Origin of the sequence: Hymenobacter aerilatus, from assembly GCF_022921095.1 — a bacterium.
In the GTDB taxonomy this organism is placed as follows: Bacteria; Bacteroidota; Bacteroidia; order Cytophagales; family Hymenobacteraceae; genus Hymenobacter; species Hymenobacter aerilatus.
On the sequence record NZ_CP095053.1, the window covers coordinates 4,967,683 to 4,991,518 of the forward strand.

Annotated in this window: 21 protein-coding genes and 4 tRNA genes; 22 read left to right on the forward strand and 3 right to left on the reverse strand. The window is 49.7% G+C overall.

The genetic code is table 11. The features are described from left to right. The first annotated feature begins 47 nt into the window (after window positions 1-47). The 5 genes from MUN82_RS20680 to nadD all read left to right on the forward strand — a co-directional run bounded on the left by MUN82_RS20680 (window position 48) and on the right by nadD (window position 3,359). On the forward strand, window positions 48-1,142 hold the full coding sequence (locus MUN82_RS20680; protein ID WP_245093489.1) for an O-antigen ligase family protein: 1,095 nt from the start codon (window positions 48-50) through the stop codon (window positions 1,140-1,142). 84 nt (window positions 1,143-1,226) lie between these two features. Beyond that, entirely contained in the window at window positions 1,227-1,874 is a 648-nt protein-coding gene (locus MUN82_RS20685) for a sigma-70 family RNA polymerase sigma factor (RefSeq protein ID WP_245093491.1), read from the forward strand. A gap of 16 nt (window positions 1,875-1,890) precedes the next feature. Continuing rightward, the gene (locus MUN82_RS20690; RefSeq protein ID WP_245093493.1) at window positions 1,891-2,178 is read left to right on the forward strand and encodes a hypothetical protein; all 288 of its coding nucleotides are present in this window, start codon (window positions 1,891-1,893) and stop codon (window positions 2,176-2,178) included. Window positions 2,179-2,187: 9 nt separating this feature from the next. Beyond that, window positions 2,188-2,772 carry a guanylate kinase gene (gmk, locus tag MUN82_RS20695; protein ID WP_245093495.1) on the forward strand — a complete coding sequence of 195 codons (585 nt, stop codon included), beginning with the start codon at window positions 2,188-2,190 and terminating at the stop codon, window positions 2,770-2,772. After that, the gene (nadD, locus tag MUN82_RS20700) at window positions 2,769-3,359 is read left to right on the forward strand and encodes a nicotinate (nicotinamide) nucleotide adenylyltransferase (protein ID WP_245093497.1); all 591 of its coding nucleotides are present in this window, start codon (window positions 2,769-2,771) and stop codon (window positions 3,357-3,359) included. The genes gmk and nadD overlap by 4 nt, the downstream gene beginning before the upstream one ends. 85 nt (window positions 3,360-3,444) lie before the next feature. On the opposite strand, the gene frr is transcribed toward nadD, so the two are convergent. The 3 genes from frr to MUN82_RS20715 form a co-directional block, all read right to left on the reverse strand. Further along, entirely contained in the window at window positions 3,445-4,008 is a 564-nt protein-coding gene (gene frr, locus MUN82_RS20705) for a ribosome recycling factor (RefSeq protein ID WP_187320320.1), read from the reverse strand. Between the two features lie 99 nt (window positions 4,009-4,107). Further along, window positions 4,108-4,869: a UMP kinase gene (gene pyrH, locus MUN82_RS20710; protein WP_245093499.1), complete on the reverse strand. Its 762-nt coding sequence runs from the start codon at window positions 4,867-4,869 to the stop codon at window positions 4,108-4,110. 62 nt (window positions 4,870-4,931) lie between these two features. Continuing rightward, window positions 4,932-5,435, reverse strand: a complete 504-nt coding sequence (locus MUN82_RS20715; protein ID WP_245093501.1) for an acyl-CoA carboxylase biotin carboxyl carrier protein subunit — start codon at window positions 5,433-5,435, stop codon at window positions 4,932-4,934. 101 nt (window positions 5,436-5,536) lie between these two features. On the opposite strand from MUN82_RS20715, the gene MUN82_RS20720 reads away from it, so the two are divergent. The 17 genes from MUN82_RS20720 (at window position 5,537) to rpsG (ending at window position 23,748) form a co-directional block, all read left to right on the forward strand. Next, window positions 5,537-8,131, forward strand: a complete 2,595-nt coding sequence (locus MUN82_RS20720) for a M1 family metallopeptidase (RefSeq protein WP_245093503.1) — start codon at window positions 5,537-5,539, stop codon at window positions 8,129-8,131. A gap of 232 nt (window positions 8,132-8,363) precedes the next feature. Further along, window positions 8,364-8,443: transfer RNA gene (locus MUN82_RS20725), tRNA-Tyr, on the forward strand. Between the two features lie 65 nt (window positions 8,444-8,508). Continuing rightward, window positions 8,509-8,581 (forward strand) — tRNA-Gly (locus tag MUN82_RS20730). A 26-nt stretch (window positions 8,582-8,607) separates the two neighbouring features. Continuing rightward, a tRNA-Thr gene (locus MUN82_RS20735) sits at window positions 8,608-8,679 on the forward strand. Window positions 8,680-8,843: 164 nt separating this feature from the next. Continuing rightward, on the forward strand, window positions 8,844-10,031 hold the full coding sequence (gene tuf, locus MUN82_RS20740) for an elongation factor Tu (protein WP_149069446.1): 1,188 nt from the start codon (window positions 8,844-8,846) through the stop codon (window positions 10,029-10,031). Between the two features lie 114 nt (window positions 10,032-10,145). Further along, a tRNA-Trp gene (locus MUN82_RS20745) sits at window positions 10,146-10,216 on the forward strand. 51 nt (window positions 10,217-10,267) lie between these two features. Next, complete coding sequence (gene secE / locus MUN82_RS20750; RefSeq protein ID WP_185281376.1) at window positions 10,268-10,462, forward strand: preprotein translocase subunit SecE; 195 nt, start codon at window positions 10,268-10,270, stop codon at window positions 10,460-10,462. A 12-nt stretch (window positions 10,463-10,474) separates the two neighbouring features. Continuing rightward, window positions 10,475-11,035, forward strand: a complete 561-nt coding sequence (gene nusG, locus MUN82_RS20755; protein WP_245093505.1) for a transcription termination/antitermination protein NusG — start codon at window positions 10,475-10,477, stop codon at window positions 11,033-11,035. Window positions 11,036-11,162: 127 nt separating this feature from the next. Continuing rightward, window positions 11,163-11,606 carry a 50S ribosomal protein L11 gene (gene rplK / locus MUN82_RS20760; RefSeq protein ID WP_185281374.1) on the forward strand — a complete coding sequence of 148 codons (444 nt, stop codon included), beginning with the start codon at window positions 11,163-11,165 and terminating at the stop codon, window positions 11,604-11,606. Between the two features lie 20 nt (window positions 11,607-11,626). After that, window positions 11,627-12,322, forward strand: coding sequence for a 50S ribosomal protein L1 (rplA, locus tag MUN82_RS20765; RefSeq protein ID WP_185281373.1), 696 nt, complete (start codon window positions 11,627-11,629; stop codon window positions 12,320-12,322). A 17-nt stretch (window positions 12,323-12,339) separates the two neighbouring features. Further along, complete coding sequence (rplJ, locus tag MUN82_RS20770) at window positions 12,340-12,894, forward strand: 50S ribosomal protein L10 (RefSeq protein WP_245093506.1); 555 nt, start codon at window positions 12,340-12,342, stop codon at window positions 12,892-12,894. A 64-nt stretch (window positions 12,895-12,958) separates the two neighbouring features. Then, complete coding sequence (gene rplL, locus MUN82_RS20775; protein ID WP_187320314.1) at window positions 12,959-13,336, forward strand: 50S ribosomal protein L7/L12; 378 nt, start codon at window positions 12,959-12,961, stop codon at window positions 13,334-13,336. Window positions 13,337-13,555: 219 nt separating this feature from the next. Beyond that, window positions 13,556-17,422 carry a DNA-directed RNA polymerase subunit beta gene (gene rpoB, locus MUN82_RS20780; RefSeq protein WP_245097616.1) on the forward strand — a complete coding sequence of 1,289 codons (3,867 nt, stop codon included), beginning with the start codon at window positions 13,556-13,558 and terminating at the stop codon, window positions 17,420-17,422. 348 nt (window positions 17,423-17,770) lie between these two features. Continuing rightward, window positions 17,771-22,120 (forward strand): DNA-directed RNA polymerase subunit beta', encoded by a 4,350-nt coding sequence (gene rpoC / locus MUN82_RS20785; protein ID WP_245093507.1) that lies wholly within the window; start codon window positions 17,771-17,773, stop codon window positions 22,118-22,120. Between the two features lie 95 nt (window positions 22,121-22,215). Then, window positions 22,216-22,548, forward strand: coding sequence for a DUF3467 domain-containing protein (locus MUN82_RS20790; protein ID WP_245093508.1), 333 nt, complete (start codon window positions 22,216-22,218; stop codon window positions 22,546-22,548). A gap of 211 nt (window positions 22,549-22,759) precedes the next feature. Further along, on the forward strand, window positions 22,760-23,188 hold the full coding sequence (gene rpsL / locus MUN82_RS20795) for a 30S ribosomal protein S12 (RefSeq protein ID WP_185281368.1): 429 nt from the start codon (window positions 22,760-22,762) through the stop codon (window positions 23,186-23,188). 92 nt (window positions 23,189-23,280) lie between these two features. Continuing rightward, complete coding sequence (gene rpsG / locus MUN82_RS20800; protein WP_187320311.1) at window positions 23,281-23,748, forward strand: 30S ribosomal protein S7; 468 nt, start codon at window positions 23,281-23,283, stop codon at window positions 23,746-23,748. The last annotated feature ends 88 nt before the right edge of the window (window positions 23,749-23,836 follow it).

Below are 23,836 nucleotides of genomic sequence, written 5' to 3' on the forward strand. Positions count from 1 at the left end.
GTCCGCTTATAGGCATCGCAGCGGTGCTAGCCAATCCTACCCTGCGAATGGCTATTCCGGTGTGGCTGCGCAACCGAAGTGCTTGGTGGTTGGCGTTGCTCTATGCGTTGCTTCTGCTTAGTGGCTTCTACACCAGTGCCTGGACAATCTGGCGCCACGAGTTGTACCGTAAGCTGCCTTTCTTGGCAGTGCCGTTGGCTTTTGCGCTGGCCACACCGCTCAGCTCACGGCAGCGTTATTGGATAGGAGTATTTTTTACGCTGGGGGTTACCGCCGTTGGAATAGCTACAGCCGGGCGCTACTGGCTTTCTCCTGGTGCTAGCAGCGAGGAGCTACGCGAAGCAACCAACCTGCAATCCGTAACAGGTATTTTTCACATTCATTTTGGGGTGATGCTAGCTATGGCTTGTGCTTTCAGCGCAGTGCTAGCCCAACGCGCCTATACACCAAGCGGCCGTTGGCTGCTGTGGGGTGGTACCATTGTAAGTGCTTTCATTCTGCACGCCTTAGTATACCGCACCGGCCTGTTAGCTTTCTATGCTATATTATCTTTCAACGCGCTGCGTCTGCTGGCTACCCGACGCTGGTGGAAAATAGGTCTTCTGCTACTCGTTGTGCTGGCAACGGCGCCGGTGGTAGCCTACCATTCCATTCCATCCGTATCTCGCCAAGTGACAGAAAGCCGATACGATATAGCAATGTTTTACGAGCAACGCGATATCAACGACTACTCCCTCGCGAAGCGCTTGGCTGCCTGGCAGACAGCCAGCGTAATAGCCCGCAACAATCCGTGGCTCGGAGTAGGCGCGGCCGACGCCACCGACGAGATGATGGCGCAATACAGTTGGCATTCATTTGGCCTGACTCCACTCAACCGCGTCATGGTGCACAACCAGTATCTGCATTTTCTCTTGGCCAGTGGCTTGGTAGGCCTGGGCTTGTGGTTGCTGGTATTGCTGGCTCCATTGGCGCAACCTGCCCTACGGCACAATCCGTACGTGTATAATTTCCTGCTAATTCAGGGCGTTGCCATGCTGGTCGATTCTTTGTTGGAAGTTCAGACCAGTTTCAACCTCTTTGTGTTTTGCTACGGCTTTCTGTTGGTAGCCACAGAGCGCCAGAGGGCAGATTTAACAAAATAATGACCTCCGCGAGAAGGTTATTCCATCCATTTGTTTTCTGTCTGCGTACTTTTTCTGCATTTTAAGCCGTAATTTTTCAGTCTAATGAGCGACTCTCCTGAACGTGTACCTAAGTTGAGCAAAGAAGAGAAAGACCGCCGGTTTCAGGCTGAACTGATGCCCGTAATCGACTCTTTGTACAATTTTGCCTACCGTCTGACGCTTGACGAAGACGACGCAAACGACCTCGTCCAAGAGACCTATTTAAAGGCCTACCGTTTCTTCGAGTACTTCGAGCCGGGAACCAACGCCAAAGCGTGGCTGTTCCGCATCCTGAAAAACTCGTTCATCAACGACTTTCGAAAAAAGAGTAAGCAGCCCGCCAAGGTCGACTACAACGAAATTGAGGGTTACTACAATTCGGAAGATGTGGAGGCCGAGGGCGACGCGGGTAGCACCTCGTCGGACATGCGGCAGCAAGCCGTGCGTGACCTCATCGGGGATGAGGTAGCCCGCGCGCTCAACTCGCTGCCCGTGGACTTTCGTACCGTCATTATCCTCTGCGACCTGGAAGGGTTTACGTATGAGGAAATGGCCAAAGTACTGGACATTCCTATCGGAACAGTTCGGTCACGCTTGCACCGTGCCCGAAACTTCCTGAAGGAAAAACTTGAAAAATATGCCGAAACAATGGGCTATGGCAACTCCAACGATGCGGCAGATGAAGACATTGAAGATAACCCCTCTGAATAACCTTTCTGGCACTGTTATGAAACCAACTGCTACGCCCCTACCCTCTGCCCAGGCCACTGCTCCTGATGGCCTTGATTGCGAACGTGTAAACACGATTCTAGATCAGATTATTGTAGGCAATGACCCTAGCGTGGAGGATGAAGAGTACTTCATCAGTCACGCCGAAGACTGCTCTCCTTGCTTCGACAGCATTGAAAAACAGCACATCTTCGTTGATTTTCTGGCGCAGCATGTGGGTCGTAAAGGTGCTCCTTCTTCGCTTCCGGAAACAATTATGAACCGTTTGCAAGCGAAAATGGTCTAATTTTGCCCGATGCAGGGTAAAATTATTGTCTTTTCAGCGCCGTCCGGAGCCGGTAAAACGACTATCGTTCACCGGCTCATGGATAGGATTCCGGAGCTAAGTTTCTCCATTTCAGCGTGTACGCGCGACCGGCGTGGCCGTACCGAAGCCAACGGTAAGGATTACCACTTCATTTCCGTAACAGAGTTTCAGGAGAAAATCCGCCACGATGAATTTGTGGAGTGGGAGGAAGTGTATGAAGGCGCCTTTTACGGTACGCTGAAATCAGAAATTGAGCGCATTTGGTCCGCTGGCCGTCATGCCATTTTGGATGTAGACGTAAAGGGCGGGCTTAGCATCAAAGAGTTCTATAAAGATCGGGCGCTGGCCATCTTCGTGAAACCACCTTCTGTAGAAGTACTAGAAGCTCGTTTGCGGGGACGTGCTACCGACTCGGCCGCCAGCATCTCCAGTCGGTTGTATAAGGCTGAGTTTGAGCTAACGTTTGAAGACCGGTTCGACGTAACAGTTGTCAACGACGATTTGGACGAGGCGACAAACGAAGCTGAGCGACTGGTGCGTAGCTTCATTACCAGTTCTTCCGACGTACTGTGAGTGCTATTGCTCCGAAGGTAGGCTTGCTGTTTGGTTCCTTCAATCCTATTCATACCGGGCATCTCATTCTGGCGCATTTCATGGCCACGCATACCGACTTGGACGCTGTGTGGTTGATTGTGTCTCCGCAGAGCCCTTTTAAGGTAGGGCAGGAGCTACTGCCAGAGCAGGCCCGATACGAATTGGTAGAAGCAGCTATTGCCGACAATGGCCAATTGCAGGTATTAGACGTGGAGTTTGCTATGTCTAAGCCCAATTATACCATTGACACACTGGAAGAACTGCATCAACGCTACCCCCAGCATCAGTTCGTGTTGCTTATGGGAGAAGATAATCTGCCCGGCCTACCCCGCTGGAAAGCCGCCGACCGCATCATGGTAGAATACGAAATCTATGTGTATCCGCGTCCGGGTATTGAGGCAACGGTGGTAGCTGGTCCAGCCAATGTGCGTATTGTGGATGCACCATTGCTGGACATCTCAGCTACTTTTGTGCGTGATTGTGTACGCACCGGTAAATCCATCCGTTATTTAGTACCTGCTGAAGTAGAGAAGCGTATTCAGCAAAAAGGCTATTGGAAAGAATAAAAGTAGAAAACGCAAAATTGTTTTTGAACGCAAAAGCCCCCGCACTACTTGGTGCGGGGGCTTTTGTATTAGATTAGCGACATCCTCAGATAGTCATAATCTCCGCTTCTTTCTTGCTTACGAGTTCGTCTACCCGCACAATATAAGAATCAGTCGCCTTCTGGACTTTTGCCTCGGCGTCTTTAATAGCATCTTCCGAAGCTCCTTCTTTTAGCAGTTTCCGCAGTGAGTCATTCACATCTTTGCGAATGCCCCGGATGCGTACCTTGCCACTCTCCGATTCGTTTTTCACTTGCTTCACCAAGTCGCGGCGGCGTTCCTGCGTCATAGGCGGAATGTTGAGTCGCACGCCTTCTGCATCTGACTGTGGGTTCAAACCCAAGTCACTGTTTTTAATGGCTTTGGCTACCTCACTAATCATGTTTTTTTCCCATGGCTTAATGAAAAGCGTACGGGCATCCGGCGTCGAAATATTGGCTACCTGCGCCACGGGGGTAGGTGTGCCATAATAGTCTACCCGCAGCGAATCGAGCATGGCCGGGCTTGCTTTACCTGCCCGAATGCGGCTTAATTCCACGCCGGTATGTTCCAGGGCTTTACCCATCGATTCTTCGGCTTCGCTTAGGTAAAACTGAATTTCTTCGTCCATTGGTTAAGAGAGTTAAATTGAAAGGTTAAAGCTAACGGTTCTGATACGCTAGGAAACAGCACTAGCAAAACCGCTTGTGTTTAACAAAAATACGCAAGGTTACAGGGTAGACTGCAATGCACTATCCTCCTTATTCTGTACAGGGCTGGGGCCTTCCATGGTTACCAAGGTGCCTACTGTATCGCCTTCAAGAAGCCGTTGTAGGTTACCGGTCTTATTCATATCAAATACGATAATGGGTAGGTTATTTTCCTTACATAGCGTGAAGGCTGTCATATCCATTACGTTCAGATTTTTCGCCATCACCTCCTCAAAGGTGATTTCTGGATAGCGCACAGCTGTCGGATCTTTTTCTGGGTCGGCGGTATAAATGCCGTCTACGCGGGTACCTTTCAGTACCACATCTGCTTCTATCTCAATGGCGCGCAGTGAGGCAGCAGAGTCTGTCGTGAAATAAGGGGAGCCGATACCTGCCCCGAAAATCACTACCCTACCTTTCTCCAAATGGCGCATTGCCCGCCGCCGTAGGTAGGGCTCACATACTTGTTGAATGGTGAGTCCCGAAAGCAGGCGGGTACTTACATCTAGCTTTTCCAGCGCGCTTTGCAGAGCCATGGAGTTGATAACGGTAGCTAGCATACCCATGTAGTCCCCTTGCACTCGGTCGAGGCCAAAGGCAGCGGCCTGCACCCCCCGGAAAATGTTGCCCCCGCCAATTACTACGGCCACCTGCGTGCCCGTGGCCGCTACAGCTTTTATTTCTTCGGCATACTGCATGAGGCGCACGGCGTCGATACCGTACTGTTGCTCCCCCATCAGGGCCTCGCCGCTCAGTTTCAGCAGGATTCGGTTGTACTTCAAAACGAGGAAATGTTAAGATTAAAAAACGAGTGGTCAACGGACTACCTCCGCTGACCACTGTATTATGAGAATTGAATCAATACTTGGCCCTTCGTCACATTATCGCGCATCTGCACTTTTATGGCCGTTACTGTGCCGTCACTAGGAGACTTCAGAATGTTTTCCATTTTCATAGCTTCCAGTACTAATAATGGGTCTCCTTTCTGTACAGTTTGTCCAGGTGCTACGCGCACGTCTACAATCAGACCTGGCATGGGAGCCTTCAGCTCATTTATTTTATGGCTAGCAGCTGAGCCCATTCCTAGCTTATCAAGGAGTAGATCAAAGCGGTCTTTGGCCTGTATATCTACCACTTGCCCGTTCAATTGTAAGCGAAGTGTCTTAGTAGCATAGTCTGCTTCCAATACTTCCGTAACAAAAGAACTGCCTCGGTACAAAATATGGTATCGTTGTTGGCCGAGAGCTACAATGTCCCAAATAAAAGGCTCGCCATTCAACATACTATTGCCATTGGCACGAAAATCAACTTCCCAAATTTGAGTGGGACTGGTTTGTACCTGTAGCATAAAAAGAGGAAAGAATAGGACGGTCTAAAGGGGCTTAAAGATAGGTCAAATTTGAAATAAATCCAGAAACTGAGGTCTTATACCCTCCTTTGATTACTTACATGAAGTACCGGATTCTTGGTTTGCTCAGTGCGGCGCTGCTTCATAGCAGCTTTGCTTTGGCCCAAACGGGCAAAGCTGGAAAATCAGATACCGATAAGAGCGGCACACGTCATAAAGCGCCAGTTGCCAACGAGGTTCCGGCTACCCCACCCAAGCAGGACATCGTTATTATTCCTTCGTGGTTGCCCCCAGAAAACCCGGTGCAGCCAGCAGCTACAGTTGTTACTAATGTGCTGGATACGAAATTAGATGTGCGTTTTGATTGGGTGAAACAATGGGTGCTAGGCACCGCTACCCTCACGTTACGCCCACACTTCTACCCCCAGAACCAAGTAGTACTCGACGCAAAGGGTTTCGATATTAAATCGGTGCGGTTGCTGGTGAACGGTAAGGAGAAAAACCTTACGTACACCTACGACAAGCAGAAGCTGGCGATTACGCTGGACCGTAACTACCCGCGTACAGAAGCTTATCAAGTACGAATTACTTACACTGCTAAGCCCAATGAGCTGCCAGCCAGCGGCAGCGCAGCTATTACCAGTAACAAGGGGCTCTATTTCATTAATCCACTCGGTACTGACAAGACCAAACCACGACAGATCTGGACGCAGGGCGAAACAGAAGCAAACTCGGCGTGGTTTCCAACCATCGATAAACCCAACCAGCGCATGACGCAAGAAATTGCGTTGACCGTGGAAGAGAAGTTCCGTACTATATCTAATGGATTACTGATTTCATCCCGAAAAAACGCAGACGGAACGCGCACGGATATTTGGAAACAGGCCCTGCCTGCGGCCCCCTACCTTACCATGCTGGTCGTAGGAGAGTTTGCGGTTATTAGTGACACATGGCGAGGGAAGGCCGTTGAGTATTTTGTAGATCCACCCTATAGCACCACAGCAAAGGCAGTTTTCGGCCATACGCCAGAAATGCTAGAGTTTTTCTCTACAAGGTTGGGGGTAGAGTTTCCGTGGGAGAAATACGCCCAAGTAGCTGTACACGACTTTGTGTCAGGAGCAATGGAAAATACCACTGCCTCTACGTTTCAGGATAAGTTAACCCAATTCACACCGCGCGAGCTGCTGGATCTTAGCTATGAGTCAGAGTCAGTAGTAGCTCATGAGTTATTCCATCAGTGGTTTGGCGATTACGTAACCAGCGAGTCGTGGTCCAACCTACCCCTCAATGAAGCTTTCGCTGATTATTCGGAATTTTTGTGGGCCGAGCATAAATACGGTCCGGCTGAAGCCGCTTTAGTCCAGCAAAAAGCACTGACAGCTTATTTGGAGGAGGCACAAACCAAACGTGAGCCCTTAATTCGGTACCGCTATGCCGACCGTGAGGATATGTTCGATCGGCATTCCTACAGTAAAGGAGGACGGGTGCTACATATGCTTCGGCAATATGTAGGCGACGAAGCCTTCTTTGTCGCGCTCAATCGTTACTTAGTTCGCAATAAGCTGTCATCTGTAGAAATAGCGGAGCTTCGGCTTGCTTTCGAGGAAGTGACAGGCGAAGATTTGACGTGGTTTTTCGATCAATGGTTTCTGAAACGAGGGCATCCAGAGTTGAAGATCACCCATTCCTACGCCGGAAACCAAGTAGCTCTGCGTGTACGGCAAATGCAGGATTCTACTTTCTCACCCATTTATCAGTTGCCAGTTACAGTTACTACTTGGGTTAACAACCAACCGGTTAATCATCGCATCGTCGTTACCAAAGCCGATCAAACTTTCTCTCTACCGGTTAGCCAGCGTCCTGCCCTAGTAAAATTTGATGCTGCCGGGCAGCTGTTGGCTGAACTCGAGGAAGAGCGTTCCACTGAAGAACTGCTATATCAGTTCTACCATGCACAAAACTTCTTACAGAAGTACGAAGCTATTATGTTACTGCGGGGCAAAACAATGGATCTTCCTGTAAGTGCTATGCTACGCAATGCATTAAGCGACGACTTTTGGGCCGTACGACAGACAGCAGTAGAGGCACTACGGCGTTATAAAGGCTCAGAAGGTACCGCTGTGCGAAAAGATCTGCAGAGAGTAGCCACTGATGATTCTAAAACCCGAGTAAGAGCTGCTGCTATTAGCTCTCTGTCTGCTTTCCCAAATGAAGATTATGGTCAGCTTTATACGAGTGCGCTTGCAGATAGCTCTTATATAGTAGCTAGTGCTGCCGTTAATGCTTTGGCTAAGGCTCCTACCGTAACCTCATTAAAAGAAATTATAAGACTTCAGGAGACTAAAAATGCAGCGCTTATCGACGCAGTATCTAACTATTTCGCTCTTAACGGCACAGCAGATCAATACGAATGGTTTTTGCGTCGCAGCAATGATGTGCGCAACGAGGCGCTCTATCAATTCCTCCAAAACTTTGCTACCCTGATGTTACGCATGCCCCCAGTCGAACGTGACAAAGGCATTGCCCGCCTCGAAACAATCGCCCGTTCCTACCCCAATCAATATGCAAAACTTGGTGCTTATAAGGGGTTGAGTATGTTAGTGTCGAGCAGTCCCGGTGTAAAACTCACCTTACAAGATATCCGCAGCCGAGAAAAGGATAAAAACTTGGCTACAATCTACACTATGCTACAATAATTTTTTGAGTTTTTGTCTCGCCATGATTTTGAGGGCATCTAATACAAAATCAAAGATTTAACCTCCTTGTGGAAAAAGAAGGAGGTACTAGTGTCAAAAAAATATTAACTCTTTCTGACGCCAAGCCTTGACTTACATCAGAAACCCATTAATTTTGCAACTCCTTTTGAAAGCTACCGCACAATGGTAGAGTCAAAGGGGAGAAAATAGCTCAAGCGGAGCGTTTTTAACTGGGGGTATCGCATAGCGGCAATTGCGGGTGACTGTAACTCACCTCCTTCGGGTTCATAGGTTCGAGTCCTGTTACCCCCACAGTAAAATTGTGATTTAGTACCTGAGTGAATCCTCAGGTACTATTTCTTCAGTTTGCCTTCTATGCGGGAGTAGCTCAGTTGGTAGAGCGGCAGCCTTCCAAGCTGCAGGTCGCGGGTTCGAACCTCGTCTCCCGCTCTTTCTTAGGTTCCAAAATAGCATTAGCCGTTTTAGCTCAGTGGTAGAGCACTTCCTTGGTAAGGAAGAGGTCATGGGTTCAAATCCCATAAATGGCTCAGAATTACGAGTACCAGCTGTGCAGCTTGCTGTTAGTTGGCGCTATGGATAGAGCAAAGCGACGTGCAGTCCCTACTAAACGGAGCTGTGTTTCGCTTTCTTTGAGTATAGCTTCACCACGTTTTTCCCCACTTCACTACAAAATTCCTCTAATCTCTTTACAATGGCTAAAGAAAATTTTGATCGTTCCAAACCGCACGTGAACATCGGTACGATCGGGCACGTCGACCACGGCAAAACTACCCTGACTGCTGCTATCACGACGGTACTGGCGAACAAAGGTCTAGCCGCTAAGCGTGACTTCTCGTCGATCGACAACGCTCCTGAAGAAAAAGAGCGTGGTATCACGATCAACACTGCCCACGTAGAGTACGCTACCGAAAATCGTCACTATGCTCACGTTGACTGCCCAGGTCACGCTGACTACGTGAAGAACATGGTAACGGGTGCTGCCCAAATGGATGGTGCTATCCTCGTAGTAGCTGCTACCGACGGTCCGATGCCCCAAACCCGTGAGCACATCCTGCTGGCTCGCCAGGTAGGTGTACCGCAGTTGGTGGTATTCATGAACAAAGTAGACATGGTGGATGACCCTGAGCTCCTCGAGCTGGTGGAAATGGAAATCCGTGAGCTGCTGTCGTTCTATGACTTCGACGGTGACAACATTCCTGTAATCCAAGGTTCTGCATTGGGTGGCTTGAACGGCGACGCCAACTGGGTTCCTAAGATTGAGGAACTGATGGCTGCTGTTGACTCGTATATTCCGATTCCTGCTCGTCTGACTGACCTTCCCTTCCTGATGCCTGTAGAGGACGTATTCTCTATCACGGGTCGTGGTACAGTTGCTACTGGTCGTATCGAGCGCGGTATCATCAACTCGGGTGAGCAAGTTGATATCCTCGGCATGGGTGCTGAAGGTCTGAAATCGACTGTGACTGGGGTTGAGATGTTCCGCAAGATTCTGGACCGTGGCGAAGCCGGTGACAACGTAGGTCTGCTGCTCCGCGGTATTGAGAAAGAAGCCATCCGTCGTGGTATGGTTATCTGCAAACCCGGTTCAGTAACTCCTCACAAAAAGTTCAAGGCTGAGGTTTACGTTTTGTCGAAAGAGGAAGGTGGTCGTCACACCCCATTCTTCAACAACTATCGTCCTCAGTTTTACCTGCGCACCACTGACGTAACGGGTATTATTACCCTGCCAGAAGGTGTTGAAATGGTAATGCCTGGCGATAACATCACTATCACGGTTGAACTGATCAACAAGGTAGCGATGGAAAAAGGTCTGCGTTTCGCTATCCGCGAAGGTGGCCGTACGGTAGGTGCTGGTCAGGTGACCGAAATCCTCGACTAATCTCAAAGTCAAAACAATCCGCCTCTGATTTTTTCGGGGGCGGATTTGTTTTGTCTATAGATTGCTGTACATTTGCACTCCCAATTGAAACGAAAGTTTGCTGGGAAATATTCTACGGGCGTAGTTCAAGGGTAGAATAGAGGTCTCCAAAACCTTTGATGGGAGTTCGAATCTCTCCGCCCGTGCTTTACTTGGTCATTAGACCGCATCTATTTCAGCCAAACCCGGTCCTAACCATGAGCAAGCTGACAAAATATTTTAGCGATACCACGGAGGAAATGCGTTACAAAGTGACGTGGCCAACTTCGTCAGAATTACAGAAGAGCGCTGGTTTGGTGTTGATTGGTTCGCTGGTATTTGCTGCTGTCGTTGGTATCATGGATATCATTTTTAAAACGGGACTGGAAGCATTTTACAACTCATTCCGTTAATAATTAGAAGAGATGGGAGAGTTGAAGTGGTATGTAGTACGCTCAGTTAGCGGCCAAGAAAAGAAAGCCAAAACCTATCTTGAAACAGAGATAGGACGCCATGGTCTATCTGACTTAGTGCCTGAAGTATTGATTCCAGCGGAGAAGGTTTACGAGATGCGCAACGGGAAAAAACGTGTACGCGAGCGTAATTTCTTTCCTGGGTACATTCTGATTCATGCTGACTTATCACATGGTGAAGTAGACCATATTATCACTAGTACACCTGGTGTAATTGGCTTTCTAAGTGAGAATGAAGGAAAGAATACGACTGGGAAACCAGTACCTCTGCGTATGTCAGAGGTGAACCGCATCCTCGGTATTGTAGACGAGACAGAAGAGCAAACAGCTACGTTAGAAACGCCATTCATTGTAGGAGATTTGGTGAAAATTATTGACACCAATTTCAATGGTTTCTCAGGTACTGTTTCTGAGGTATTCGAAGAGCGGAAGAAGCTTAACGTTATCGTGAAGATATTTGGTCGTAGCACTCCCATGGAACTAAGCTACACACAAGTTGAGAAAGAGTCTTAGGACTAATATACAAATAGAACACGTCGCTGGTTATTCGCTCCGACCAGCGGTGCTTCCACTAGGAGCACTTTTCAACTGACGTTTCGCGTGTGTTACCACGCAAGGAACGGAAGCCTTTTTAAACTAAATGGCCAAGGAAATTAGAGGTTATCTGAAACTTCAGATAAAGGGAGGCGCTGCAAACCCTGCACCGCCGGTAGGACCTGCACTTGGTAGCAAAGGCCTTAACATCATGGAGTTCTGCAAGCAATTCAATGCGCGGACTCAGGATAAGGCTGGCCAAGTTTGTCCGGTACTGATTACCATGTACACCGATAAGTCATTCGACTTCGTGGTGAAAACACCACCGGTGCCCGTACTGCTAATGGACGCTGCAAAGCTCCAGAGCGGTTCGAAAGAGCCTAACCGTAACAAGGTAGGCTCGGTGTCGTGGGACCAAGTTCGCACCATTGCCGAAACCAAAATGCCTGATCTGAATGCTTTCGAAGTGGAAGCAGCTATGCGTCAGGTAGCCGGCACGGCTCGCAGCATGGGTATCACCATTAAAGGGGATTCTCCTTTCGCTAACTAATTAAACGAAGTAGAATCAACATGGCACAAGTTAGCAAAAAGCGCAAGGAAGCCCTTGCTAAGCACGACCTGACGCAGGTTCGTAATCTAGTAGAAGCTGCTAAAGTGGTAAAGGATATCACCTATACCAAATTCGACGCTTCTGTTGATATCGATGTTCGTCTAGGCGTTGACCCCCGTAAAGCTGACCAAATGGTGCGTGGTGTAGCCACGTTGCCTCACGGTACAGGCAAAACTGTTCGTGTACTAGCCCTAGTAACTCCTGACAAGGAAGCTGAAGCTACGGCTGCTGGTGCTGATTTCGTTGGTCTTGACGATTATATCTCGAAAATCGAGAAAGGTTGGACGGATATCGATGTTATTATCACCATGCCTGCTGTAATGGCTAAGGTTGGTCGTCTAGGCCGGGTATTGGGTCCACGTGGCCTGATGCCAAACCCTAAGTCGGGTACGGTTACGACCGATGTAGCAAAGGCAGTACAAGAAGTGAAGGCTGGTAAAATCGACTTTAAAGTTGACAAGACTGGTATCATTCACTGCTCAGTAGGTAAGGTGTCGTTTGATGATCAGAAGCTAGCTGAAAATGCTATTGAGGTTATTCAAACGTTGCAGCGCCTGAAGCCGTCTTCGGCTAAGGGAACTTATATTAAGAGCATCACGCTGTCGAGCACGATGAGCCCAGCCGTTCCGGTTGATACTTCGGTTACTTCCGCTTAAACTACAATCAAAACGATATGACCCGGGAAGAAAAACAAGCCCTCGTCGACGAGTTGAGCGAGAAGTTTCAATCGCACAACGCGTTTTACATTGCCGATGCTTCGGGAATGTCGGTGGCAAAAATCAACGAGTTCCGTCGCCTGTGCTTCACGCGCGGTCTGGAATATAAGGTCTATAAGAATACGTTCATCCGTAAAGCCCTCGATACTCTCGGCGGTGACACTGCGGAAATGGATGTAGCTCTGAAGGGCCAGTCGGGCGTGCTGTTCTCGAAAGAGGCTGGTAATGCTCCTGGTAAATTGCTGAAGGACTTCTACAAGGCGCAAAACTACGGTAAAAATGTAGAGCCGAAGCCCGCTTTGAAAGGCGCTTACATTGATGCAAGCATTTACATCGGTGCTAACCAGTTAGATACGCTTTCGACGCTGAAGGGCAAAAACGAGCTTATCGGTGAGGTTATCGGCCTTCTGCAATCGCCTGCCAAAAATGTTATTTCTGCTCTGTCGAGCGGTGGCAATATTCTGGCTGGTCTACTCAAGACGCTTTCCGAAAAAGAAGAGGTTGCAGGCTAACCGCTGCTCATCTTTTTCACTTTCAATTTATAATTCAACAACTCTTTTTTAACAATCTACAGAAATGGCAGATTTGAAAGCATTCGCTGAGCAGCTCGTTAGCCTGACGGTGAAAGAAGTAAACGAACTGGCTACTATCCTGAAAGACGAGTACGGCATCGAGCCTGCTGCTGCTGCTCCCGTAGCTGTAGCTGGTGGTGGCGCTGCTGCTGCTGAAGCTCCTGAAGAGAAAACGTCGTTTGACGTAATCCTGAAAGCTGCTGGTGGTCAGAAACTGGCTGTTGTGAAGCTGGTGAAAGACCTGACTGGTCTAGGCTTGAAAGAAGCCAAAGAACTGGTTGATGGTGCTCCTAAGCCTTTGAAAGAAGGCGTAGCTAAAGACGAAGCCGATTCGCTGAAGAAGCAACTAGAGGAAGCTGGCGCTGAAGTAGAAGTTAAGTAATTCTGCTGCCTAGCATCTTACCTCACAAATAAGGATAGGCCTGGCAACTAAGCCAGGTCTTTTCCTGTTTGTAGGTAACAAACTTTACTAAAGCCCTTCTACGCGCCGCTTTGCGGCTTTTCGTGGCTAAACGCATAGGGCTGTAGTTGAGTTATCAAGTGCCCTCTCAGTGTCCATTTTATAAACCCCTACCCATTGGCTACACCGAAAGAAACGGCTTTGCAGAAAGCCTACGAGCGGATCAACTTCGCCAAGATTAAAAAGGTTATTGAGTATCCGGACTTCTTGGACGTGCAGTTGCAGTCGTTCCAAGATTTCTTCCAGTTGGAGACGGCCGCCGAGAACCGGACCGATGAAGGGTTGTTCAAGGTGTTCGCGGAGAACTTTCCTATCTCGGACTCGCGCGAGAACTTCGTTCTGGAGTTTATTGATTATCACATTGACCCGCCGAAGTACTCGGTGGATGAATGTATTGACCGTGGCCTAACTTATTCGGTGCCACTGAAAGCAAAGTTGCGTCTTATCTGCAATGATACGGACAACGAAGATTTTGAGACAATTGAGCAGGAAGTGTTTTTGGGAAATATCCCATACATGACTGAAAAAGGCTCGTTTGTTATCAATGGCGCAGAGCGTGTAATTGTATCTCAGTTGCACCGCTCACCGGGCGTGTTCTTTGCGCAAAGCAAGCATACTAACGGCACGAAGCTATATTCTGCTCGTATCATTCCGTTTAAAGGTTCGTGGATTGAGTTTGCCACGGACGTGAACAACGTAATGTATGCGTATATCGACCGGAAGAAGAAATTCCCGGTTACTACCCTATTGCGTGCTATCGGCTATGGTACGGACAAAGACATTCTAGATCTATTCGGATTGTCGGAGGAGGTAAAAGCTGATAAGAAGATCCTGAAGAAAGCTGTAGGTCGTAAGCTGGCCGCTCGGGTACTCCGCACTTGGACAGAAGACTTCGTAGATGAAGATACCGGTGAGGTAGTATCTATCGACCGGAACGAGGTATTGTTGGAGCGTGACTCGACTATTGAAGACGAGGATATTGACACCATCATCAACTCAGGCACAAAGTCGGTTATCCTGCACCGCGAGAACGTGAATATTGCGGACTACGCAATTATTTATAATACGCTGCAAAAAGACAACTCCAACTCGGAGAAGGAAGCTGTAGAGCAAATTTATCGTCAGCTCCGTAACACGGAGGCGCCTGATGAAGAGACGGCTCGCGACATCATCCAAAAACTGTTCTTCTCGGACAAGCGTTACGACCTTGGTGACGTAGGTCGTTACCGTATCAACAAGAAGCTAGGTATCGATACCAATTGGGAAGCTCGTGTGCTGACCAACGAGGATATCGTACTCATCGTGAAATACCTGATCGGGCTGATCAACTCGAAGGCCATTGTCGATGACATTGACCACTTGAGCAACCGCCGGGTACGTACGGTAGGGGAGCAGCTCTATGCCCAGTTCGGGGTAGGCTTGGCCCGTATGGCGCGTACTATCAAGGAGCGCATGAACGTGCGTGATAACGAAGACTTCAAGCCGGTTGATCTAATCAACGCCCGGACTTTGTCGTCGGTTATCAACTCGTTTTTCGGTACCAACCAGCTGTCGCAGTTTATGGACCAAACCAACCCACTGGCTGAGGTGACGCACAAGCGTCGCGTATCGGCACTGGGGCCAGGAGGTCTGTCGCGGGAGCGTGCTGGTTTCGAAGTACGTGACGTACACTACACACACTATGGTCGTTTGTGCACCATTGAGACGCCAGAAGGTCCGAACATCGGTCTGATTTCGTCGCTATGTGTGCACGCTCGCGTAAACTCGATGGGCTTCATTGAGACGCCCTACCGTACGGTAGAGAGCGGTAAGGTCGACATGACTGAGAACGTGAAGTATCTGACGGCTGAGGAAGAGGATACCCACCACATTGCGCAGGCAAACGCCCGTTTGGATGATTCGGGTAACTTCGTAAACGAGCTGGTGAAAGGCCGTTTCGAGGGTGACTTCCCGGTAGTGGGTCCTGACGAGTATAGCTACATGGACGTAGCACCAAACCAGATTGTATCGGTAGCTGCTTCGCTGATTCCTTTCCTCGAACACGACGATGCTAACCGTGCCCTGATGGGTTCGAACATGCAACGTCAGGCTGTACCTCTGCTGAAAGCGACTGCACCTATCGTTGGTACAGGTCTGGAAGGCCGTGTGGCAATCGATTCGCGGACGCTGGTAGTAGCCGAAGGTGATGGGGTAATCGATTATGTAGATGCAAATAAGATTATTGTAAAATATGATCTAACGGCTGATGACATTCTCGTGAGCTTCGATGCTGAGCGTATTACCTACGACTTGATCAAGTTCCGCCGTACAAACCAAGATACTTGCATCAACCTTTCACCTATTGTGAAGCGTGGTCAGCGCGTGAGCAAGGGTGAGCCACTATGTGAAGGCTATGGCACCAACAACGGTGAACTAGCCTTAGGACGCAACATGCAAGTGGCTTTCATGCCATGGCAGGGTTATAACTTCGAGGATGCCATTGTCATCTCGGAGCGGGTAGTACGCGACGATATCTTCACCTCGATTCACATTGAGGAGTTTGAGTTGGAGGTGCGTGAGACCAAGCGCGGCGAAGAAGAACTGACGTCGGAAATTCCGAACGTGAGCGAAGAAGCTGTGCGCAACCTTGATGACAACGGTATTATCCGTCTGGGCGCTGAGGTTCGTGAAGGCGACATCCTCATCGGTAAGATCACGCCGAAGGGCGAAACAGATCCTACCCCAGAAGAGAAGCTGCTCCGCGCCATTTTCGGTGACAAAGCCGGTGATGTGAAGGATGCCTCGCTTAAGGCGCCACCATCCCTGAACGGGGTAGTAATTGGCACGAAGCTGTTCTCGCGTCCGAAGAAAGACAAGAACCTGCGTGCCAAGTCGAAGAAGGAAGTGGAAGAGTTGAAAGACTCCTACGCGAAGGAGCTTCGTGGCGTGAAAGCGGTGATGATCGACAAACTGGTGCAACTGCTGGACGGCAAAACGTCCCAGGGCGTGAAGCACAAGTTTGGTGACGAAATCCTGACGAAGGGTGCCAAGTTTGGGAAGAAGAATATTACCGATGCTCTCTTTCCGGACAAGAACCCTTACAAGGACGAAAGCAATTACGCTGTGCCGGAGGAGGTGAACATGTTTAAAGACCTGATCTTGGAAGGCTGGACAGCCGACGAGAAGGTGAATAGCATGTTGGCTGAGCTAGTGAAAAACTATGCGAAGCGTCGCAATACTATCACAGCCCGCTTCAAGCGCGACCGATTCACGTTGGAGGTAGGCGACGAGTTGCCTGCTGGCATCGTGCAGTTGGCTAAGGTATACATCGCCAAAAAGCGTAAGCTGAAGGTAGGGGATAAGATGGCTGGTCGTCACGGTAACAAGGGTGTAGTAGCCCGTATCGTGCGCGACGAGGACATGCCTTTCCTACCCGATGGCACGCCAATGGACATTGTGCTGAACCCGCTAGGTGTACCAAGCCGCATGAACATTGGTCAGATCTACGAGACCGTACTAGGTTGGGCTGGTTTGAAAATGGGTCGCACCTATGCTACCCCAATTTTCGACGGTGCCACCGAGGACGAAGTAGCGAAAGAGCTGACTGAAGCGGGCCTACCTGACTGGGGCCGCGCTTACCTACATGATGGCCTGACCGGTGACCGGTTCGACCAGCCTGTAACGGTAGGTGTGATATACATGCTGAAGCTGGGTCACTTGGTTGACGATAAGATGCACGCTCGTTCCATCGGGCCGTACTCCCTTATCACGCAGCAGCCGCTCGGTGGTAAGGCGCAGTTTGGTGGTCAGCGCTTCGGTGAGATGGAAGTGTGGGCACTGGAGGCCTTCGGGGCATCCAACGTGCTACAGGAAATCCTCACCGTGAAGTCGGACGATGTGATTGGTCGTGCTAAAGCGTACGAAGCCATTGTAAAAGGTGACGTATTGCCCAAGCCAAATATTCCTGAATCATTCAACGTACTCATTCACGAGTTGCGTGGTCTGGCCTTGGAAATCACGCTTGACTAAATTTTGAAAATAGTGGCTGCTGATATTTCGGTATCGGCAGCCACTTTTCAAGTCAGCTAGAATAGTATAGAGTACCCGCGGTTCGGGAAGCCTATAACAGCTGCTGCCGGCGTTGTTCCGAGATATGGTCAGAACAACATTCATCCCCGGATACAGCTGGCTGCAATTCGATTCAGCTTTTGAATCAACCAACTAGTAAGACCTGGCGGAAAACTACTGCGCGGCGTACCTATCCGACCCACAGAGCACTTTTCGCAGAGTCGAACTGTTATGTTCTTTCCGACCTGTCTTAAGACTAGCGGAACCAACAAACAGATACAAGCCAACAGCTAACAACAGCTACCCTACATGGCGTTTGCAAAAAACAAGAAACTGGTACAGGACTTCTCGAAAGTTACCATTTCGCTGGCTTCGCCCGAATCCATTTTGGAGAGGTCGAACGGTGAAGTAGTGAAACCTGAGACGATCAACTACCGGACGTACAAGCCCGAAATGGGCGGTCTATTCTGCGAGCGAATCTTCGGTCCGGTGAAGGACTGGGAGTGCCACTGCGGCAAATACAAGCGGATTCGCTACAAGGGTATCATCTGCGACCGTTGCGGCGTGGAGGTAACCGAGAAGAAAGTGCGTCGGGAGCGGATGGGCCACATCGAATTGGTGGTGCCCGTTGCGCATATCTGGTACTTCAAGTCCCTACCTAACAAGATCGGCTACTTGCTGGGCCTACCCACCAAGAAGCTCGACCAGATTATCTATTACGAGCGTTACGCTGTAGTGCAGCCAGGTATTTTGGCTGAAGAAGGCGTACAGCAACTTGACTTCCTCACAGAAGACGAGTACTTGGACATCATCGACCGTCTCCCCCGCGAGAACCAGATGCTGCCTAACGAAGATCCGAACAAATTCATCGCCAAGATGGGTGCCGACGCGTTGCAAATGCTGCTCGAGCGTACCAACTTGGATGAGCTGTCTTACTCTCTGCGTGACTCAGCTGCCCACGAAACATCGCAGCAGCGGAAAGCTGAGGCTCTGAAGCGTCTGCGCGTAGTGGAAGCATTCCGCGATGCCGCTACCCGCATCGAGAACAAGCCTGAGTGGATGGTAATCCGCATGGTGCCGGTGATTCCGCCAGAACTGCGCCCACTCGTGCCGTTGGATGGTGGCCGTTTTGCTACCTCCGATTTGAACGACCTGTACCGTCGCGTTATCATCCGCAACAACCGTCTCAAGCGCCTGATTGAAATCAAGGCTCCTGAGGTGATTCTGCGGAACGAGAAGCGCATGCTCCAGGAAGCTGTAGACTCGCTGTTCGACAACTCACGTAAAGTGAATGCCGTGCGTGCTGAGGGTAACCGTGCGCTGAAGTCGCTGTCTGATATGCTGAAAGGCAAGCAGGGCCGCTTCCGCCAGAATCTGCTCGGTAAGCGCGTTGACTATTCTGGTCGTTCGGTTATTGTTGTAGGCCCCGAGTTGAAGCTGCATGAATGCGGTCTACCCAAAAATATGGCCGCTGAGCTGTTCAAACCGTTCATCATCCGCAAGCTCATCGAGCGTGGCATTGTGAAGACGGTGAAGTCAGCGAAGAAGATTGTAGACCGCAAAGACGCCGTAGTGTGGGACATTCTGGAGAATGTGCTGAAAGGCCACCCTGTTCTCTTGAACCGTGCTCCTACCCTCCACCGCTTAGGTATTCAGGCTTTCCAGCCGCGTCTCATTGAAGGCAAGGCTATTCAGTTGCACCCGCTCGTTTGTACAGCCTTCAACGCTGACTTTGACGGTGACCAAATGGCTGTGCACGTTCCGCTAGGACCGGCTGCTATTCTTGAAGCCTCCATGCTCATGTTGGCTTCGCATAACATCTTGAACCCAGCCAACGGCGCGCCCATCGCGGTACCGTCGCAGGACATGGTTCTGGGTCTGTACTATGTGACTAAAGGCAAGCGCTCAACCGACGACGAGAAGATTCAAGGCGAAGGCCGAATGTTCTATTCGGACGAAGAAGTAGTAATTGCTATCAACGAAAAGCAACTTTCTAAGCATGCCTATATCAAGGTGCGCACGAAGGTTCGTGATGAAGACGATAACCTCGTTACTAAAATCATCGAAACCGTTGCTGGTCGTGTGCTATTCAACCAACTCGTGCCCGAGGAAGTAGGATTCGTAGACGAACTGCTGACGAAGAAGAAGCTTCAGCAGATTATCTCGCTGGTGTTCAAGCGGACCGGAATGGCCCGTACCGCACAATTCCTTGACGACATCAAGACGCTTGGTTTCCAGTCGGCTTACAAAGGTGGTCTGTCGATGGGTCTGGGTGATATCCAGATTCCACAGGAGAAGGACGAGCTGATTCTGCAAGCCCAGAACGACGTGAAAGCCGTAACCCAGAACTACCAGATGGGTCTGATTACGGACAACGAGCGTTACAACCAGGTTATCGACATCTGGACGCGCATCAACAACCAAATCACTGAAACCCTCATGGGTCGCCTCGAAAAGGAGAACCAGGGCTTCAACTCGATTTACATGATGATGCACTCTGGCGCCCGTGGCTCGCGCGAGCAGATTCGTCAGCTCGGCGGTATGCGGGGTCTGATGGCCAAGCCGCAGAAGTCGTTGCAGGGTTCGGTAGGGGAGATTATCGAAAACCCGATTCTGTCTAACTTCAAAGAAGGGCTGGACGTAATCGAGTACTTCATCTCTACCCACGGTGCCCGTAAGGGTCTGGCCGATACCGCTCTGAAAACGGCTGACGCTGGTTACTTGACGCGTCGTCTGGTAGACGTTTCACAAGACGTGATCGTGAATGAGGTAGACTGCGGTACGCTGCGTGGCATCGAAACCTTTGCCTTGAAAGACAACGAGGATATCGTAGAATCGTTGGCTGAGCGTATCCTGGGTCGAGTAGCAGTGCACGATGTAATCGACCCGCTGACCGATGAGGTAATCTTGACGGCTGGCGATGAAATTACCGAAGAGGTAACGCGTCGCATTGATCAGACCAGCATCGAATCGGTTGAAATCCGTTCGGTACTGACCTGTGAATCGAAGCGTGGTATCTGTGCGAAGTGCTACGGCCGTAACCTGTCATCGGGCCGGATGGTACAGAAAGGCGAAGCAGTAGGTGTTATTGCTGCTCAGTCTATCGGTGAGCCTGGCACTCAGCTGACGTTGCGTACCTTCCACGTAGGTGGTACGGCTTCCAACATTGCGGTGGAAGCTAGCACCCGTGCCAAGTTCAACGGTGTTATCGAATTCGAAGATGTGCGGACGGTAGATACTACCAATGCCGAAGGTGAATCGGTGAAAGTGGTAATGGGCCGTTCAGGCGAGATTCGCATCGTGGAGCCTGGAACTGGCAAAGTGTACATCTCGCACCACATTCCATATGGTTCATTCCTGCTTGTTGACGAAGGTCAGCAGGTGGAAAAAGGCCAAGAACTCAATAACTGGGATCCGTATAACGCGGTAATTCTAGCTGAGTTTGACGGTACAATTCAATACGATTCAATTACGGAAGGTGTAACCTACCGTGAAGAATCGGATGAGCAGACAGGTCACCGTGAGAAGGTAATCATCGAATCACGCGATAAGACGCAGAACCCGTCTATCATTGTTAAGTCGAGCCGTAAAGATGCTGAGGAGTCTCAAAAAGGCTACAGTGTACCAGTAGGCTCTCACTTGAACGTGGAGAATGGCCAGAAAATCAAAGCAGGTTATATCCTCGCTAAGATTCCGCGTGCCGTAGGTAAGACCCGTGATATCACCGGTGGTCTACCCCGTGTTACGGAACTATTCGAAGCGCGTAACCCCTCGAACCCGGCTGTTGTGTCCGAAATCGATGGTGTAGTAAGCTACGGTACAGTAAAGCGTGGTAACCGTGAAATCTTTGTCGAGTCGAAAGACGGTGTGAAGAAGAAATATATGGTGCCGCTGTCGAAGCACATTTTGGTGCAGGACAACGACTTCATCCGAGCCGGTATGCCTCTCTCTGATGGTGCCATCACGCCGAACGATATCCTGAGCATTCAGGGGCCGGGCGCTGTGCAAGAATACCTCGTGAACGAGATTCAAGAAGTATATCGTCTGCAGGGCGTGAAGATCAACGACAAGCACATTGAGGTGGTAGTGCGCCAGATGATGCAGAAAGTTGTGATTCTCGATGCCGGCGATACGAGCTTCTTGGAGCACCAGGTAATCGACAAGGTGATCTTCATGGAAGAGAACGATACCATCATCGACATGAAGGTGGTAACCGATGCCGGTGACTCTACTAATCTACGCCCTGGCCAGATTGTGTCAGCTCGTAAGCTACGCGATGAGAACTCGTCACTTAAGCGTCGCGATTTGAAGCTAGTAGAAGTACGTGAAGCGCAACCCGCCGTATCGCGTCCTACCCTCCAGGGTATTACGCAGGCTTCGTTGGGCACGCAGTCGTTCATCTCGGCCGCTTCCTTCCAGGAAACAACCAAAGTACTGTCGGAAGCTGCCATCCGTGGCAAAGCTGACGAACTGCTGGGCCTGAAGGAGAACGTAATCGTAGGTCACCTCATCCCAGCCGGCACAGGCTTGCGCGAATACACGCGGCAGGTAGTTGGTTCGAAGGAGGAACTCGAGGCATTGCAAAACGCTCGGGTAACTGAAGAAGTCGTTGCTCCTAAGAGGACTTCGCGCGCTAAGCGTGAATCAGTGTCGGAGTAATGCGATAACGAATGCATAAAGAACGGCCGGTTAGAGTACTCTAACCGGCCGTTTTGTTTCTAGTATCTTTAGCTTCTCATCTTTCTACTTCAAACATGAGTCATCCATCAGATCCGAGCATTCCGCAAGACCCAAATGCTATTAACATAGAATTACCTGAAGACATCGCTGAAGGGCAATATGCTAATTTGGCTATGATTGCGCATAGCAGCAGTGAGTTTGTCATTGACTTCATCCGTTTGATGCCGGGCTTACCTAAAGCAAAAGTAAAAGCTCGTATTGTCATCACACCAGAACATGCCAAACGTTTACTGGCAGCATTAGCTGATAATGTAGAACGCTTTGAGCAAACATTTGGTCCAATAAATGCGCAGCCAGAAATGCCTAGTTTTCCTATGAATTTTGGAGGCGCTGTGGGAGAAGCATAAAATACAACTGATATAGCTACAGGACTTGGTCAAACTGCGTCTCACCTTACCTAGAAGGGTAGGGGAGTATGAATGAGAAGAGCAATGATAGATTATCTTACGATTCTCTAAAACAAACTATTTCAACCTGTTTGCTATTTCAAAACACTTTTTCTACCTTTGCAAGCCTAATTTTTTGGGAGAAAACCCTCCTGGACAAACCATTCCGTAGATGCCTACCATTAACCAGTTAGTACGTAAAGGCCGCGAGAAGCTGACGACGAAGTCAAAGTCGCCGGCTCTTGATGCGTGCCCGCAGCGCCGCGGCGTTTGCACCCGTGTATATACCACTACGCCTAAGAAGCCAAACTCGGCTATGCGTAAAGTTGCCCGTGTGCGCCTAACCAACGGCAAAGAAGTTAACGCCTACATTCCCGGTGAAGGCCACAACCTGCAGGAGCACAGCATCGTGCTGATCCGTGGCGGCCGCGTGAAAGATTTGCCAGGTGTGCGTTATCACATCATCCGTGGTGCCCTTGACACTGCCGGTGTAAACGGCCGTTTGCAGCGTCGTTCGAAATATGGCGCTAAGCGTCCGAAGCCAGGTCAGGCTCCTGCAGCCGGTAAAGGTGGGAAACCAGCACCCGGTAAGAAAAAGTAAATACTAAGAGATGAGTAGTTAGAAGTGAGAGGTGGGCACCCTATTGTGGTTCCTATCTCACTTCTCACTTCTCGGTACTCACTTCTGCTACTATGAGAAAGTCAAAACCGAAGAAGCGCATTCTCCTTCCTGATCCCAAATACAAGGAGACGCTGGTAACCCGTTTCGTCAATTACATGATGTACGACGGGAAGAAAAATCTAGCCTACACTATTTTCTATGATGCCTGCGACCTAGTGGAGCAGCGCACCAAGGAGAGTGGCTTGGAAATGTGGCGTAAAGCCTTGAACAACGTGATGCCAACTGTAGAAGTAAAGAGCCGCCGTGTAGGTGGTGCTACCTTCCAGGTGCCAATCGAAGTTCGCGCTGACCGTCGTATTGCTGTTGGCTCAAAGTGGTTGATCCAATATGCTCGTCGTCGTGGTGAGAAAACGATGAAAGATAAGCTGGCTGGAGAAATTATTGCTGCTGCTAAAGGTGAAGGTGCTGCCGTTAAGAAAAAGGACGACACTCACCGCATGGCTGAAGCCAACAAAGCCTTCTCGCACTTCCGATTCTAAATCGTTGTTAAGGACTTAGGGTCTTAGGAACTTAGTTTTCTCTTTGAAGCTTACTAGGTGCCCAAGACCCTAAGCCCTTAAATAACAC

What these genes read in the sequence shown, in the direction of transcription:
- secE (WP_185281376.1), top strand. Translation starts at nt 10,268, where the DNA reads ATGAGCAAGCTGACAAAATATTTTAGCGATACCACGGAGGAAATGCGT.
- rplA (WP_185281373.1), top strand. Translation starts at nt 11,627, where the DNA reads ATGGCACAAGTTAGCAAAAAGCGCAAGGAAGCCCTTGCTAAGCACGAC.
- rpsG (WP_187320311.1), top strand. Translation starts at nt 23,281, where the DNA reads ATGAGAAAGTCAAAACCGAAGAAGCGCATTCTCCTTCCTGATCCCAAA.
- MUN82_RS20680 (WP_245093489.1), top strand. Translation starts at nt 48, where the DNA reads ATGGCTATTCCGGTGTGGCTGCGCAACCGAAGTGCTTGGTGGTTGGCG.
- MUN82_RS20690 (WP_245093493.1), top strand. Translation starts at nt 1,891, where the DNA reads ATGAAACCAACTGCTACGCCCCTACCCTCTGCCCAGGCCACTGCTCCT.
- MUN82_RS20720 (WP_245093503.1), top strand. Translation starts at nt 5,537, where the DNA reads ATGAAGTACCGGATTCTTGGTTTGCTCAGTGCGGCGCTGCTTCATAGC.
- rplL (WP_187320314.1), top strand. Translation starts at nt 12,959, where the DNA reads ATGGCAGATTTGAAAGCATTCGCTGAGCAGCTCGTTAGCCTGACGGTG.
- MUN82_RS20685 (WP_245093491.1), top strand. Translation starts at nt 1,227, where the DNA reads ATGAGCGACTCTCCTGAACGTGTACCTAAGTTGAGCAAAGAAGAGAAA.
- rplJ (WP_245093506.1), top strand. Translation starts at nt 12,340, where the DNA reads ATGACCCGGGAAGAAAAACAAGCCCTCGTCGACGAGTTGAGCGAGAAG.
- tuf (WP_149069446.1), top strand. Translation starts at nt 8,844, where the DNA reads ATGGCTAAAGAAAATTTTGATCGTTCCAAACCGCACGTGAACATCGGT.
- gmk (WP_245093495.1), top strand. Translation starts at nt 2,188, where the DNA reads ATGCAGGGTAAAATTATTGTCTTTTCAGCGCCGTCCGGAGCCGGTAAA.
- MUN82_RS20790 (WP_245093508.1), top strand. Translation starts at nt 22,216, where the DNA reads ATGAGTCATCCATCAGATCCGAGCATTCCGCAAGACCCAAATGCTATT.
- rpoC (WP_245093507.1), top strand. Translation starts at nt 17,771, where the DNA reads ATGGCGTTTGCAAAAAACAAGAAACTGGTACAGGACTTCTCGAAAGTT.
- nusG (WP_245093505.1), top strand. Translation starts at nt 10,475, where the DNA reads ATGGGAGAGTTGAAGTGGTATGTAGTACGCTCAGTTAGCGGCCAAGAA.
- MUN82_RS20715 (WP_245093501.1), bottom strand. Translation starts at nt 5,435, where the DNA reads ATGCTACAGGTACAAACCAGTCCCACTCAAATTTGGGAAGTTGATTTT.
- rplK (WP_185281374.1), top strand. Translation starts at nt 11,163, where the DNA reads ATGGCCAAGGAAATTAGAGGTTATCTGAAACTTCAGATAAAGGGAGGC.
- frr (WP_187320320.1), bottom strand. Translation starts at nt 4,008, where the DNA reads ATGGACGAAGAAATTCAGTTTTACCTAAGCGAAGCCGAAGAATCGATG.
- rpsL (WP_185281368.1), top strand. Translation starts at nt 22,760, where the DNA reads ATGCCTACCATTAACCAGTTAGTACGTAAAGGCCGCGAGAAGCTGACG.